The organism is Candidatus Polarisedimenticolaceae bacterium (assembly GCA_036376135.1).
Lineage (GTDB): Bacteria > Acidobacteriota > Polarisedimenticolia > Polarisedimenticolales > DASRJG01 > DASVAW01.
This window is the reverse complement of the sequence record DASVAW010000159.1, coordinates 49,824-64,334: the sequence shown is the minus strand read 5'-3', so window position 1 is coordinate 64,334 and position 14,511 is coordinate 49,824. Positions and strand designations below refer to the sequence as shown.

The 14,511-nt window shown below is 71.6% G+C and carries 10 protein-coding genes; 2 read left to right on the top strand and 8 right to left on the bottom strand.

The window, feature by feature from the left end:
* The first annotated feature begins 55 nt into the window (after nt 1–55).
* Entirely contained in the window at nt 56–742 is a 687-nt protein-coding gene (locus VF139_17290) for a thiamine diphosphokinase (GenBank protein ID HEX6853153.1), read from the top strand.
* Between the two features lie 165 nt (nt 743–907).
* Here the strand turns inward: VF139_17290 and VF139_17285 are convergent, their stop codons facing one another.
* Together VF139_17285 and VF139_17280 are read right to left on the bottom strand one after the other, a co-directional pair.
* Nucleotides 908–1,741, bottom strand: a complete 834-nt coding sequence (locus VF139_17285; GenBank protein HEX6853152.1) for a hypothetical protein — start codon at nt 1,739–1,741, stop codon at nt 908–910.
* Nucleotides 1,738–2,937, bottom strand: a complete 1,200-nt coding sequence (locus VF139_17280) for a M24 family metallopeptidase (protein ID HEX6853151.1) — start codon at nt 2,935–2,937, stop codon at nt 1,738–1,740. The genes VF139_17285 and VF139_17280 overlap by 4 nt, the downstream gene beginning before the upstream one ends.
* Nucleotides 2,938–3,122: 185 nt before the next feature.
* Here VF139_17280 and VF139_17275 point away from each other — a divergent pair, with 185 nt between their 5' ends.
* A complete protein-coding gene (locus VF139_17275) occupies nt 3,123–4,385 on the top strand; it encodes a diguanylate cyclase (GenBank protein HEX6853150.1) in 1,263 nt (420 codons plus the stop codon).
* Here the strand turns inward: VF139_17275 and VF139_17270 are convergent.
* From VF139_17270 to VF139_17245, 6 genes are all read right to left on the bottom strand, one after another.
* Nucleotides 4,369–9,078, bottom strand: coding sequence for a hypothetical protein (locus VF139_17270; GenBank protein HEX6853149.1), 4,710 nt, complete (start codon nt 9,076–9,078; stop codon nt 4,369–4,371). The two genes, VF139_17275 and VF139_17270, sit on opposite strands and share 17 nt — an antisense overlap.
* 100 nt (nt 9,079–9,178) lie before the next feature.
* Nucleotides 9,179–10,087 (bottom strand): DUF11 domain-containing protein, encoded by a 909-nt coding sequence (locus VF139_17265; GenBank protein ID HEX6853148.1) that lies wholly within the window; start codon nt 10,085–10,087, stop codon nt 9,179–9,181.
* A gap of 37 nt (nt 10,088–10,124) precedes the next feature.
* Nucleotides 10,125–10,625, bottom strand: coding sequence for a hypothetical protein (locus VF139_17260; protein ID HEX6853147.1), 501 nt, complete (start codon nt 10,623–10,625; stop codon nt 10,125–10,127).
* Between the two features lie 23 nt (nt 10,626–10,648).
* Nucleotides 10,649–12,040 (bottom strand): hypothetical protein, encoded by a 1,392-nt coding sequence (locus VF139_17255; protein HEX6853146.1) that lies wholly within the window; start codon nt 12,038–12,040, stop codon nt 10,649–10,651.
* Between the two features lie 203 nt (nt 12,041–12,243).
* A complete protein-coding gene (locus VF139_17250) occupies nt 12,244–13,386 on the bottom strand; it encodes a DUF362 domain-containing protein (GenBank protein HEX6853145.1) in 1,143 nt (380 codons plus the stop codon).
* A 47-nt stretch (nt 13,387–13,433) separates the two neighbouring features.
* Entirely contained in the window at nt 13,434–14,471 is a 1,038-nt protein-coding gene (locus VF139_17245; protein HEX6853144.1) for a hypothetical protein, read from the bottom strand.
* Between the last annotated feature and the right edge of the window lie 40 nt (nt 14,472–14,511).

Sequence of the window (14,511 nt, the reverse complement as noted above, 5' to 3'; positions counted from 1 at the left end):
TGACTCCGACTCGCGCGCGTGCTTTCCTTCTCCGTCGCGCGGGGGGAAGCACGGAATGACGGCGTGGTCGGCGCGGCCGCAGATCGAGTTCACGGGGATTCGTCGGCACGGCGGCGTCCGCGGTGCGGTCCTCGTGCTCGAGGGCTCCACACGGGAAGACCTCCGACGCGCTTCCGCCCTCGCCGCGTTTTTCACCGACCGCTGTCTGCTCGTCGCCGTCGACGGCGGCTGGAACACCTGTCGGGCGGCCGGCCGCCCGCCCGACCTCTACGTCGGCGACGCGGACTCCACGCGGCGCGTGCCTCGCTCGGTCCCGTCGGTCGTCTACGCCGAGGACAAGGACTTCAGCGACCTGGCGGGAGCGCTTCGCGAGATGCGCCGCCGCCGCGTGCAGGTTCTCGTCGTTGCGGGGCTTCTCGGCGGGCGGCTCGACCACGAGTGGGCGAACGTGCAGGAGCTCGGCGCCCACGCCTCCGGATTCGCGGGGGTGATCGCGCCGAGCCGGCGCGGCGTGGTGATCGTGACCGCGCGCGGGTTCCGCGCGCGGACGGTGCGTGGACGCTCCCTCTCGCTGTTCCCGGTCGGCGCGGCCGCGGTCGTCAGCCTCGTCGGGCCACGCTGGGCGCTCACCCGGCGGCGCCTCAAGCCCGGCTCCGTGGGCCTGAGCAACGTGACCGGTCAGCTCATCCGGCTCACCGTGCACCGCGGCGTCGCGGTGGTCGTGTTCCCCTCGGGGAGATGACGCCGACCGACTCGAAGAACGAGACCATCGCCTCGCCCACCACCGCGCGGTAGAGCACCAGGGTGGCGTGACCCGCGTCGACGTGAAGCGAGCGTGCGGGGCGGAGCGCCGCCTCGAGACGCTCGCTCGAGGGCGGCGGGTCGACGCGATCGTGCCGGCCGGCGATCAGAGGACCGGCCGGTCCCGCAACCTCGGGGCCCATCGTTCCAGCTGCATCGCGTCGACCGACCGCTCGAAGCTCTCGCGATCGATTCCCAGCCGCGTCAACGCGTCCCGCAGGCCGCGCGCGATCGGGCTGTTGAAGACGCCGTAGCCGTAACGGTTCGTGCAGGCGATCGACACGATCGGAAGCTCGAGCCCCCCCGCCGCGCCGAGCAGGAGCGACTGGAAGGCTCCGAGGCTGAAGCCGACCACCCCGCCGGTGCGCAAGCCCAGGGTCTGCTCGAGGAAGACGCGTGTCGCCGCGTGGTCGCGGGTCCACTGCCGGACCGCGGAGTACAGCCGCCACGGGTTCGGATTGACGTACCCCTCGCCGGAGAACTCGCCGCGGGGCGTGCGGCGGAAATGGAAGGGCGCCGCCATCATCGCGACGGGTGCACGCTCGCGCAGCGGGGCGAGGAACCAGTCCCACGCCTCCCACCGCTTCTGGTAGAGCGGATGGTGGAAGAGGATCGCGGGCGCCGGGACCTTCCCCCCCGGGCCCCGATGCACGCGAACCACCACGCGGTCCTCGGAGCCTCCGGGAGGCTGCGGCGAGCGGAACGACCAGGTCTCGACGTCCCGGCTCGTGGAATCGAGTCGGACGTCCGCGGGGCGAACGTCGTCGTCCGGAAGGAGGAACCGCAACAGGTCGCGGTTCGCCTCCGCGCACGCGGCGGCGGCCGAGGCGAAGCCACCCTCGTCGAAATACCGCGCGGGATCGGGGTACTCGCCGACGCCCGCGAACCGGTTGCGCAGGCGCAACGCGCCCTCCAGGGCCTCGACCGCAGCGGGCGTCATCGCACGAGCCACAACCTTTCCTGCGACTCGGACAGGAACCGAGCGCCGTCCTCCTCGACGACGACGATGTCCTCGCACGTGGCGATGCCGTGCCCCGGCACCGTCAGGCGGGGCTCGATCGTGTAGCACTGGCCCACCTCGAGGGGCACGAAAGGCGTCGCGCCGTAACGCTCCCAGCGGGGAAGCAGCCCCCCGCCGCCGTCGTGCGCGACGCGGCCGATGGGATGACCGGTGCCGTGCGGGTATTCGTCGTAGCCGCGGGCGGTGACGTAACCGCGGACGACGTCGTCGATCTCCGCACCGGTCTTCCCGGGTCGCATGGCGCGGGCCCCGGCGCGGATCGATTCCAGGATGGTGTCGAAGCCTCGCTGGACGGCGTCGGGGGCATGCTCCTCCCCGTCGCGCAGTACGTACCAGGTCCGTTGCAGGTCGGAGCAGTATCCGTCCTGGCGGACGCCGAAGTCGACGTTGACGATGTGGCCTCGCTCGATGCGGCGATCCGTGGGCCCGGCGTGGGCGCCCGCCGAGTCGGGACCGGTGAATACGGCAGGACATTGTTCGGGATCCCACGCGGTCTCGGTGGCTCCCGCCCGGTGCATCGCCTCGACGATCGTGGCGGCGAACTCCCGCTCGGTCATCCCGGGCCTCAGTTTGGGCGTGACCGCGGCGAAGATGTCCGTCGTCGTCCGGCACGCCCGGCGGATCCGTTCGCGCTCGAGCGCGGTCTTGCGTCCCCGCAGCGAGGCGATGAGGGCTCCCGACGAGGTCAGACGATCGCCATACGGGGTTCCGTCGAGGGCCTTCAGGAGGATGCGGTGCATGCCGACGGTGAGCCCGTCCGCCGTGGGGTCGTCCTCGGAGACGTTGATCGCGATCGTTCGCGGATCGAGGCGGGACAGCAGCCGCCGCAGATCGTCCGTGATGCCGCCGACGTAGCCGGTGATCTCCGGCCACAGGCCGAGGCTTTCGAGATTGGCGCGGTCGAGGCTCCCGACGATCGCGTACCGCTCACCCGTCCGGGTCAGCAGGAACGCCGACGGCCACGTCACCTGGGTCCCGACCACCACGTCGAGCGAAGGGTCGTGGACGGCGGAGGTCTCGCGAACGAAGATCAGCCAGGCGTCGAGGTTCAGCTCGGCGAGAATTTGCGGAACTTGGGCCAGCTTCTCGAGGAAAACGGGGTCGGTGGACGCCATGGTTCCTCCTGACGGCTCCGTGGAGGAGGCGGGATATCGAAAACCGCCCACTTTGTCCACCCACCCCTGCATGGATGGATTTACAAATTCGTTCTCCATGGAGTTGCCTATGACATAAATGAAAACTAGATTGCAAAACGCGAGCACCCCAGTAGGTATCTAATGGGGTGGTTGAGGAGGGGACGATGGGGGAGCGAAGCGTTGCGGACGGCTACAGGGCACGGACCTCGGATTCCGGGTCCCTGATCGTCGATGCTCACGGGACGATCCTCGGGTTCGACGAGCGGCTCGAGCGCGTGACCGGCTGGTCGGCGGCCGAGGTGGTGGGCCGCGATCGCGTCGAAGGCCGTTCGCTGTGCATCGTCGAGGAGGGGGGGCGCCGCACGCCGTTGACCTTCGACATCGAGTCCCTGCGCCGGCGCTCCGGGATCCTCCCTCTCGAGCTTCGCGTGCGATGCGCCGACGGTCGGCTTCTCGACGTGGAGGCCTCCGCGTTCCGGACCCCCGGCGCCGGGGACCGCGTCACCGTCGTCATCCACCGCGTGCTCGCCGCCACCGAGGGCCCCGCCGATCCGGCCGAGCCGACCGACGCGCTCACGGGGCTCGCGACGCGCGAGAGCTTCCTGGAGCGGCTCGACGCGGACCTTCGCGTCGCCGCGAGGAACGCGCGCCCGCTCGCGGTGATCCTCGCCGACGTCGATCATCTCCGGAAGGTGGGGGATCGTTTCGGTCGTGAAGCGGAGAACGCCGTCCTCTGCAAGATCGCCGGGATCCTCCGGGCGACCGTGCGCGACGAGGATCTGATCGCGCGGCTGGGCGGCGACGACTTCGGATTGATCCTGTCCGGGATCGGCCGCGGCAGCGCCCGGCAGATCGCTGCGCGTCTCCGCTCGACCGTCGAACGATTCCGGTTCCTTCACCCGGGTGCGTCCGAGGGAGGCCTTCGGCTCACCCTCAGCCTCGGGGCCGCGACGTTCCCCGCCGACGCGGACGGCCCCTCGGATCTGCTGGCCCGAGCCGAGGACGCGCTGCGGGAAGCGCGCGAGCTCGGCCGCAACCGCGTCTGGTGTTACACGCGCCGGCCGCGCGTGCCGCTTCGCACGCCGGTCTACCTCGACGGCTCGGAGCCGCTGCTGCTCGGGTACACGAAGGACCTCTCGCCCAGCGGCCTGTTCGTTTCGACCCCCGCGCCCATCGAGATCGGCATGCGCTGCGCGATCTCGTTTCCGCTCCCGAATGCCGTCGGCAACGTCCACGTCATCGGGCGGGTGGTCCGCGCGGTGCCGCTCCAGGACGCCGCCTCCGGACGCGACCTCCAGGTGCCCGGGATGGGGGTCGAGTTCGAGCGGTTCGGTGCGGAGGACCGGCGGGCGATCGAGAGCTTCCTCTACGAGAACGAGAGCCGTTCGATTCGGCCGGAGGACGGCAGACTCAGCGTCGCGCCGTAACCCCGCCGTGGGGTCGATCCAATCGCCAGTCCTGTAGCGCCTCGATCGTCCGTTCGTCGAACTTGAACCGCAGCGCGACGAACGGTCCGCGATCGGTCCGGTCCAGGTCGGAGAATCCGTCGTCCCGGAATCCGAGCACGTTCCATCCGCCGAGCACCCAGAGGTTCCGGACGACGAGATATCCCGCCTCCACCCCCGCGCCGAACGAGGAAGTCCGCGTGTCGCGTTGCGCGAAGTGCCGCGCGGAGGCGCCGAGCGTCCACCGAGGATGCACCTCCGCGGTGTAGTGGAGGCCCAGCAATGTCGTCAGGCTCGAGCCGACGTGGATCGAAGGCTCCGCGTCCACCCGCCGGAGCGCCACCGTCCCGGCCAGGCGTTGGCGCGACGACGCCCGGACGCCCAGGGCCGCGACGATCGTCTGGAGATCCGGCCCGAGCGACGACCTCGAAGGATCGGTGCCGAGTCCCGGCGGGGTCGCCGCCGGCGGCGGCGACCCGAGGATGGCCCCCGCGGTCGTGGGAGTGCCGCCCGAGGTGATGTGATCGAGTCGCAAGAGCGCCTGCCACCGCCCCGCGAACGGGCGGTACGCGGCGCCCCAGAGTCCCTCCGCTCGCGCCGCGCGATCCCCGCGCTCCGGCGAGGAGGCGAAGAGCCGCTCGCGCGCGAACACCATCCACGACGGGCCCGCGCGGAACGCCCCGGAGACGGTCGCGACGTGGCGCGTCTCCAACGACTGCAGGCTCGTCTCCCATCGCGCCGAGAGCAGCGAATCTCCCGCCCGACGCTCGATGCCCGCGGCGAGCGTCGTGAAGTCCGACGCATCGTCGCCGCGCGTCGTATCGACGCGTGAGGCGGCGAGCTGGAGGGACAGGCCCGGGCGCAGCGGGAGGACGGTCTCGATCCCCGTCGCCGAACGGAGCGCCGTGCCGGACGCCCCGCCCTGCATCTCGTAGCGTGCCGTCGCCTTCGTGTTCGCACCGATGCGCGTCTCGACCCCGAGCGCGGTGCGGTCGCGGGTCTGGCCGTCCCCCGACTCCGCCTCATGACGCAGGAACAGGCGCCGTCCTTCGGCGAGGTCGTAAGCGAGTCCGGCGAGCGTGCGGGGGCCGTAACCCTCGGTCGTTTCTCCGCCCAGCGCCTCGCGCCGCGAGATCTCCGCGGTGAGCCGACGCCCGAGGCGGCCGCGGATGCCGGCTTCCGCGAGCGTCGCCCGGGACGAGGTCCCTCCCTCCTCGGAGTCGACGGCGTGGAGGCCTCCGAGGAGCGTCATCCGGTCGAAGCGACGTTCGGTCTGCACGAACGCCACGGATCGCGAGCGGTCGGTCTCGAGGTCCTGCTGCGAGAACGCCTCCGCCTTGACGCGCCAGGCCCGCCCGGGGTCCCACAGGAGGCTCCCCCCCAGGCGGCGCGAGCCGACCTCCGGCGCCGCCAGGAGCGTCGGGTTCGCGTATCCGGCGGGGAGATCGCGCCAGGCGACCTCCCACGTCAGGTGGTTCGGCGTCCGCCCACGCGCCTCGAGCCGTGTCGCGGTGGCGGTGGATCCGGCGTCATCCGTGCCGGCGACTTCCGCGCGCACGCTCGTCCCGGGGAGGGGGCGCCAAGCGAGATCGAGCCCCCAGAGGTCGAGTGCGCCGCCCAGACGGTCCTCGTGCACGAGCGAGACGCCGGCATCCAGGCGATCGTCGGGGCGGAAGGTGACGCGACCGCCTGCCACGAGCTTCGAGGGCGACGCCCCGTCGAGCTCGTAGAGCACCACGACCCGAATCGGGTTCAGATCGCCGTCGAAGGGTGCGACGGGCCCGCGGAACAGGATCGTCCCCGCCTCCGGGTCGAGGTCGTAGTCGAGGTCGACGACGAGCTGGCGGCGCGCGAGCACGACGTCCTCCCGGTAACGGTCGCGGGTCTCGATCACGATCCGCTCCGAGCGGGCGATCACCGGACGCTGGGACAGAAGGTATGGCCCCGAGGTGCCGTCCGGGGCGAAGAGATCGCGCACGACGGTCTGCTCGGTCGGCGCCGCGAACCCCTCGATCTCGAATCGTCCGAACCGTCCGCGCCCCGAAGCGCCGCTGAGTCGACGGTCGTAGCGGGCGAGCTCGGTCCTCTCGAAGCCGGTCTCGAAGTCGCCCAGCTGCGCGAATCCGCTCGGTGCGTCGACGCGGACGAACAACGGTCCCTGGCGTTCGGTCTCGCGGCTCTCGATCGAGGAGTCGCCGTAGACCGGGAAGAACCGGTCGGGCTCGAACCCGCCGAACAGGCGCGTCGTGTCGCGCCGGCGGGCGGTGTCGAGGGACACCGTGAGACGGGCGTCCCGCCCGATCGGCCCCCGCGCGAGGACGGCGAGGCGAGCGTCGCTTCCGAGCGCCTCCGCGTCGGGGCCCGGGGGAACTCCCCCTTCTCCCTCGACGCCGCCGTCGCCGGCGACCCGCGCCTCGGCGAGGCCGACGAGGCGCCAGGCGCCGCCGGCGGGGAGGACCTCGACGAGGATCTCCGCCTCCAACTCGTCGCGACGGGCGCGAAGGTCGACCCGTCCCGGAAAGGTCCGTGGCGCGAGATCGAGGGCGGCCGCACCCTGCTCGAGCGCGATCTGCCAGCCGTCGGCCCCGGGGTCGGCGTCCGGCGCGAGCGGGCGAGCGCCGTCGATCTCCACGGTCACGACGGGGGACTCGGCGACGCGCATCCCCCCGGCGTCGACGGCTTCGACGCGGACCCTTCCCGGGGTCACGCCGTCGGCGAGCCACCGCGTCTCCGGCGGAGAGAGTCTCAGCGCCGCGACGGGACCGGGGACGTGAACCGTGCGCTCGACGGATCCCTCCGCACCGTCGGCATGGAAGCGGAGGAGGTTCGGCCCGGGAACCAACGACACGCCGACGTATCGCGAGGCGGCGAGTCCTCGGGAGGGGAGCGTCGAGGTGGCGCCGATGCGGCTCGTCGGGACCTCGACGCCGTTCACCTCGAGGACCGGTCGGCTCCCCACGGGATAGGCGACCTCGACCGCGAGCTGCGAGCCACCGGCACGGTGGCCGTCGGCGGGGGACACGATCGCCACGACCGGCGGCGACTCCCGAACGACGCGTTCGAGCGGGTCCTTCGCGGGTTCCGGCGACGGAGACGGCGCGGACGGCTCCGGCGCCGGAGCCGCGACGCCGGCGCGCCGGGCCACGAGCTCACGCAGCCGCGAACGGATTCCCGGCGCGCTCCGCTCGAACCCCGGGCAACCGACCACGATCGCGTCCGGCGATCGCCCGCCGGTATCGAGGAGGTACTGCGCCGCCTGTTCGAGGTGCACGTCGACCGTGCGGGACGCACCGCCCTGGGCGTCGAGCAGGCTCGCCGCCGGGAGGGTCAGAACCGCGTCTCCCGAGGCGACGCGGCATCGTGCCGACCCCGGCGGCCCGACGGGAAGGTCCGCGATCGCGAGCGACGCGGTGCGGGCGACGACGATCCGCGAGCCGCGGTCGGAGCCCCAGTCGGCGCCGCCGTCGACGGGGAGCAGCGTCTCCGGCAGCGTCGATCGGTCCAGCCGCACCACGTGGGTTCCGGCGCGGACGCCCTCGAGATGCCACTGGCCGGTGATGTCCGTCACCGCGCCCCGGCCGTCCTCCGCGACGACGAGCACTCCCGGCACGCCGGGCTCACCCGGATCCGGCTCGCCGTCGTCGTCGTCGTCGACGAAGACCCTGCCGACCAGGTGCGCCTCCTGACGGAACGGCCCCGGCACGACCGCGATCGCCGCGCTCGCGACGTTCGAGGCGGTGTCGAAGCCGCCGGCGGTGCGGGCGAGCACCTGGGCCCGGTTCAGGGCCTCGCCCGCGCGGGCGGTGGCGGCGACGCGCGCCGCCAGCCGCACCACGCGCACCCCCCCTGGGGGGAGCGGCCCGACCGGGACGCGCAACTCGTGCCCCGCCGCGTCGATCGCGGGCTCGCCGACGGCCGCGCCGTCCACGCGAAGGGAGCCCGGCACGTAGCGGAGCTGCTCGGGGAGGGTATCGAGGAGCGTCGCCTCGGGGAGATCGGGGGACGTTCCGGTGTGGCGCGCGAGGATCGTGTAGCCGACCGCTTCGCCGGGAATCGCGGTCGCGCGATCGACGCGCTTTTCGACCGCGACCAGGGGCGGGAGCACGATGCTCAGCACGGGGTTCGAGAGCACCGGCTCCGCGACCTCCGCCGCGAGCGCCCGGCCCACGAGCTCCACGCGCGTCTCCGGCGGCGCGTCTTCGCGGACGACGGCGTCGACCGTGAAGCTCACGCTCGCCCCCGGGGCGAGCGCGTCCACCACCCACCAAGCCGAGCGGGTCGCCGCGTCGTAGGCGCGCTGCGGCCCGACGGCGGGGCTCGCGATCCGGAGATCGTCGTCGAGCGGGAGCTCGAGCCGGACCGCGGTGAGCGGGGCGTTCGAAGCATTGGTCGCCGCGAGCGTGTAGGTCAGGCGCTGGCCGGGAAGCACCGTGCCCGAGGGTCCGACCTGGAGCCGGACCGCCTGGAGCGAGAACGTCGGCGCCACCCGCGTCGACGCGGCGTTCGACGCGAAGCGCTGTGCGCCCACCGACGCCGTGGCGATGTTGACGATCGTCGTGCCGGGGGGCGTCTGGGCGAAGGCGGGGGACCAGGCGAGCAGGGCGGCGACGCACGCATTCCTTGTCGCGCGCGCGCGCGCGAAAAGAAAAGACGGCTCACGCCGGACGTCGCTCATCTCGAGGACGCTGCCTTTCGCCCGGAGGGTGAGAAGCGGCGGGGCGCCCCGAAGGACGCCCCGCCCGCCGATCACGGAACGTTTGCGTTCCGGCCGAGTGTCAGTTGATGGTCACCTGGAACGTGACGGTCACCGAGCCGCCTCCCGCGGCGAGCGTTCCCACGTTGACGGTGACCTGGCCCGCGTTGGTGAAGCCGAAGTCGGAGTCGTCGGGGTCCGCGGCGTCGGTGCGCGGGTTGCCGCCCACCGTGATCGAGCCCGGGACGTAGGTCGTGTCCGTCGGGGCCGGGTCGGTGAGCACGACGGCGTTCGCCGCGCCCGCGCCGTTGTTCGTGACGACGATCGTGTAGGTGAGGACCGTCCCGGGGGGCTGCGCGCCGAGCGGGGCGACGCTCTTCACCACGGAGAGGACCGGAGCCTGCACGTTGATCGTGTCGAGCGCGGAGTCGGTCGCGGTCGGAGCGAACACCGTCGTGCCGGTGACCGTGACCGTGTCGGGTGTTCCGTTGGCGGTTCCGACCGGGATCGAGACGGCGACGAGGATGCGCATGGAGCCGTCGTCGGCGAGCAGCCCCGAGTCGGGGATCGTATCGCCGTTGGTGTCGGCGAGGAGCAAGTCGGTGCCCGCATCGTACGCCTGGTTGCCGTTCACGTCGCGATAGAGGGTGACGGTCCACCCTGCGGCGCTCGACGCGGCGAGGTTCACCGTATCGTCGAAGTTCCCGGTGTTGGTGACGAGGTGCGGGAAGTACAGGGTCGAGCCCGGCGTGCCGTTCTGGTTGTTGTCCGGGTCGACGGTGACACCCGCGACCTGGCTGACCGTCGTCGAGACGACGTTCGACAGCGCCGTTCCGGGGTTCCCGTTGGCGTCGGTGAAATTCACCGTTGCTTGGTTCGTGATCGTGGTGCCCGCGCGCGTTCCGAGCGCGTAGGCGGGGGTGATCGCGGCGGCCGCCAGCAGGACGAGCGCCGCGGACCCGAGCCAAAGGACGAGTCGCGTTCGTTTCATGGGATTCTCTTCTCCTCTCCTCTCGGACTCTCGCTGCCTAGCGGATCCGGACCTTGAACGAGACGTTTCGGCTCTCCCCAGGCGCGATCGCGCCCGGCAGGGACCAGCGAAGGTGGGTGTAGGCCTCGGCGGGCGCGGGGACGCGGGTGACGGTCCCGTCGTCGGCGCGGCGCTCGAGGGTGGCGGGGAAGGCGACCCAGGTCTTCGCGCCGTCGAGGCTCGCGGAGAGCGAGGCGCCCGCGCGGTCGACCGAGTCGACCACGAGCGTGGTTCCCTCCGGGATGGGGTCGTCGAGATTCGCCCCCACGGCGTTTGCGTCGCCGGCATTGCGGGCCTCGAGCGTGTAGACGAGCGTATCCCCCGGCGTCGCGACCCCCACGGGCTCGCGGTGCACGATGCGGCGCCCCGACGGGTCGTCCTTCACGACCTCGCGCTCGACGCGCACGTGCACCTCGAGCCGCGGGGAGCCCGCGGTCGCGAGGGCGACGGTGGCGGCGGCCCCGAGCGCCGCGGCCAGGAACGCATACCGGATCTTCATCGGGTCCCTCCTCTGCGATTTCGTCATTGCACGGTCACGCGGAACGACACGGAGCCCGTCGCGCCCGGCGCCAGGGGGGCGGCGAGCGTGAAGCGGACGTGGGTCACCGGGGGGGCGTCGGAGGCGCCGTACGAGGCGCCGCCGTCGCGGCTGAAGGTCACCGAAGCGCCCGGGCCCGTCGCGGATCCCGGCACGTAGGCGGTGCCGGCGGGGACCGGGTCGGTCACGGTGACGGAGTACGCGGCGGCCGATCCGCCGCCGGTGTAGGTGAGCGTATAGGCGACGGTCTCGCCCGGGGCTGCGACCGCGCGGTCCACCGACTTCACGAGCGTCACGAGCGGCGTGGCCACCGTGACGGTGTCGACGACGACGTCGAAGGTCGTGGGCGAGGCCGCGGAGGTCGACCGCCCGGTGAACGTCGCGGCCTGGCCGTCCGTCGCTGCCGCGGGCGTGTCGACCACGAGCAGCAGCGCGATCGACGCGCCCGCGGCGACCGGTCCCGAGGAGACGACCGCCGGCTCGCCGGCGTCGAGGACGCCGTCCGCGTCGGTGTCGCGATGCCACGCGACGGACGTCGGGACGAGCGTGCCGGTGCCGGCCCAGGTGAGCGTGAACGTATCGCTCGCGAGGCTCGTATTCGTGAGGGTGTGGGCGTACGCCACCCGTCCCCCGACCGACACGGTCCCCGTGCGGTCGGGTTCGAGCGTCACGCCCGCGACGCGGGTCCAGCCGACGAGACCCCCGGGGCCGCCCATGTTGTCGTGGATCTGCGAGGGGAGGTTCGTGCTCGCGGAGGTGGCGACGTGAAAGCGGAGCGGCGTGCCGGGCGGCACGCCGAGCTCGCTCCACGCCACGCGCGACTCCATGCGCCGGCCGGTCGATTCGCCGCCGTAGCCGCTCTCGACGAATCGCACGAGTTGGACGCCACCGGGCATGTCCCAGCCGTCGGCGAATCCGGCGGGGCTGCCGAGAGGATCGCCTCCCGCGGAGGCGGGGAGGTAGCGGTAGAGCGAGACGTCGGTGCGGCGGGAGGAGCCGAACCACTGCACGAGCACGACGGGCTCCGCCGCTTCCTGGCGCCCGTCCTCGTCGATGTCGATGTAGTACCAGAAGCGTTGCTGGTTGTTGTCGCTTCCGGCTCGCGCGGTGTACAGGAACAGGTGGGTCGCGTCCCACGTCCACGCGAACTCGGTGAGGTCTCTTCCGGTGGTGGGAACGGGTGCGTCGCGGTCGACGAGCGCCCCCGCGGGACCGTCCAGCGAACGTTGGTAAGGGTCGGAGCGGACCTCCGACCAGTCCGAGAGATCGCCGTCGACGGCGATCGTCCTCAGCACGGCGGCCTCGCAGGGCGCAAGGGTGGCGACGGCGAGAATCGCCGCCGCCCCGAGTGCGAAAACCGTCGGGTTGCCTCCCACACGGTTTCGCAATCTATGGACAACTATTTACTAGGCAAATTCTATATAGTCACGATACAGAGTATTTATATGTATAGCGTTTGGTCGATAATTAGCCAAATTCCTCCGGGGTACTCGCCCAAAGACCCGCCGACAACCTTCAGAAAACCAACTTGAACTCGTCTCGAATCCAACTCTGAAGGTGTGGGGCCGTTCTGCCGCGATCAGGCTCCGGAAGCCGTCGCGGTGGGGCGCGGGCCTTCGGGGTCGCCGAGGGGACCCCGCTCGTACTTCTGGAACAAGCCGCCCCAAGCCGTCGAGTCCCGCCACGACTCGAAGGTCTTCCGGTCCTTCAACGGCCACCGGTAGTAATCGTGGTACGCCTCGGAGCCGAAGATGAACGCGTGCACGAGCGGGGTCCGGAAGAACAGCTTCTGGAATCGCTTGAGCGGGGAGAACCAGAGCAGGTCGCCGACGAGGCTCGCCCCGTTGTCGCCGACGCGGAAACCCCAGGACTCGTTCCCGAGGTCCGCGTCGCCGACGATCTCGATGTCTCTCGGATCGCCGACGCCCAGGCCGTCCTCGTGCGCGACCCGGATGTACTCGATGGACATCGGGTCGAAGCCCATCATCTTCGCCGCCACCGCGTCGATCGCCGTCTGGTCGGACGAGGCGAGCATGACGTTCTTGATCTCGGGGAACATCGTGCGCGGCCCCGGGCCGTTCCCCGCGGTCGTCCCGTCCATCACCGCGAAGATCCCCGGGTGGATCTCCTGCTGGATGGCCAGCAGGTCGACGAGCGTCCGGTGGATCCACGAGTGCGTGTAGTGGCGATGATTGTGGAGCAGGCCGCCGAAGGCGTTCTTCATCGCGCCCGTCGTCGTCGTGTAGATGTGACACTTCACCGTCGGGAGATGGACGATGTTCTTGCCGGGAAAGTACTCCGGGATCCGGATTCCCTCGGGGAAGATCGAGTCGAGGACGTGCAGCTTCCGCTTCGGCCGGAACTCCATCCACTTCATGTCCGACTCGCGGAAGTTGTAGAGGATCGGGACGCCGTACCGCTCGAGGATCGGGACGTAACGGTTGAGGTCCTCCCCCTTGAACGCGTCGGTGACGACCGTCTGGTTCTGCACGCACGTCAGGTCACGAAGCCCGCGAGCGCGCAACGCACGGATCGTTCCCTCGAGTTGCCAGGGCGTCGTGTTCGCGCCCGGGAAAGGGAAGTGCCACGAGATGTTGTCCTTGAGGATCGTCGTGGCCCCGCGCGCGAGCGTCCGTTCCATGCCGGCGAGGCCGCACAGGCGATCGATCTGCTCGAGGATCGTCTCCGGGGCGACGCGCAGCGCCGCGACTTGGCTCTTCATGGCGGGCCTCCAACGGGAAGGGGAGTGTACGGGAGGCGGGAGCGCCGTCAAGGAGCCGGAGGCGGGAGCCACCTCGCCAGGCTTCTCAGCGCCTCGCCCGAGCGCAGGATGCGAGGCCATTGCGCGTCGGTCTGCTCTCCTCCCGCAGCGTCGTTCCCCTCGCGTGAGCGCGCCTCGAAGTGGCGCTGGCACCCGGTCAGGCATGCCACGAGGCGCCCGGGCCAGCTCTCGGGCTCGAGCTCCGGGAGGAAGTTGCCGCGCGTCGCCTCCGCGAGCCGGTCGAGGTCGCGCTCGTAGGGGGCGAGGGCCTCCCTGCGCGCCGCGAGCCAGGCGCGCCGACGGAGCGGATCCTCGGGTGCCGGGCCGCCGAGAATCGGGTCTCGCGTGGTGCGCAGCGACTCCACGTCGTCGATCGCCGCCGCGAGATCCTTCAGGAACCGGAGCGTCTCGGGAGCCGGAGGGGACCCCCCGCCGGCGAGGGCGTCGCGTCGCGCCGTCAGCCACCGCGCCAGGTCGTTCTGCCAGTCGCAGGCATCCAGGACGTGGAATGGATCGTCGCCGTAGATCGCGGCCCGCAGTCCTTCGACATTCCGGTAGAGCGCGACGAGCCGCGGCTCCGCCCCTTCGGGTGGTCGAGCGGCGACCGCCCAGGGATCGGGGATCGGCGGCGGTGGCGGGGGGGGCGCCGCCGCCCGTTCCCGCGCGGCGACCACCTCCGGCGCATCGGGGACGTCGATCCTCACGGTCCCGCGGGCTTCGCCGCGCGCGGCGAGCGCCCGCAGCGTGATCTTCCACTGACGCCCGGCGGCCAGCCGCTCGCCGTCGACGTCGACGTCGATCCGCTGGGGGGATGGACCGGACCGCCGCCAGATCGCCCCCTCGCCCGGCCCTTCCAGGCGGAGCGAGAGGATCCGGGGCCCCTTCCAGTCCGCCGTGACCGCCACCGAACCCGCGAACACGGATTCGAAGGGGATCTCGAAGGCGGCCGGCTCGTCGGCACGCACTTCGATCGCGTACTCGAAGGTCTCCGCGCGCGCGGCGAACCCGAGCAGGAGCAGCGCAGTGGTCGGGGCCCAGCGTCGCATGGGGGCCGAATATAATTCCCGCTTCCCCGGCGGCCAATCG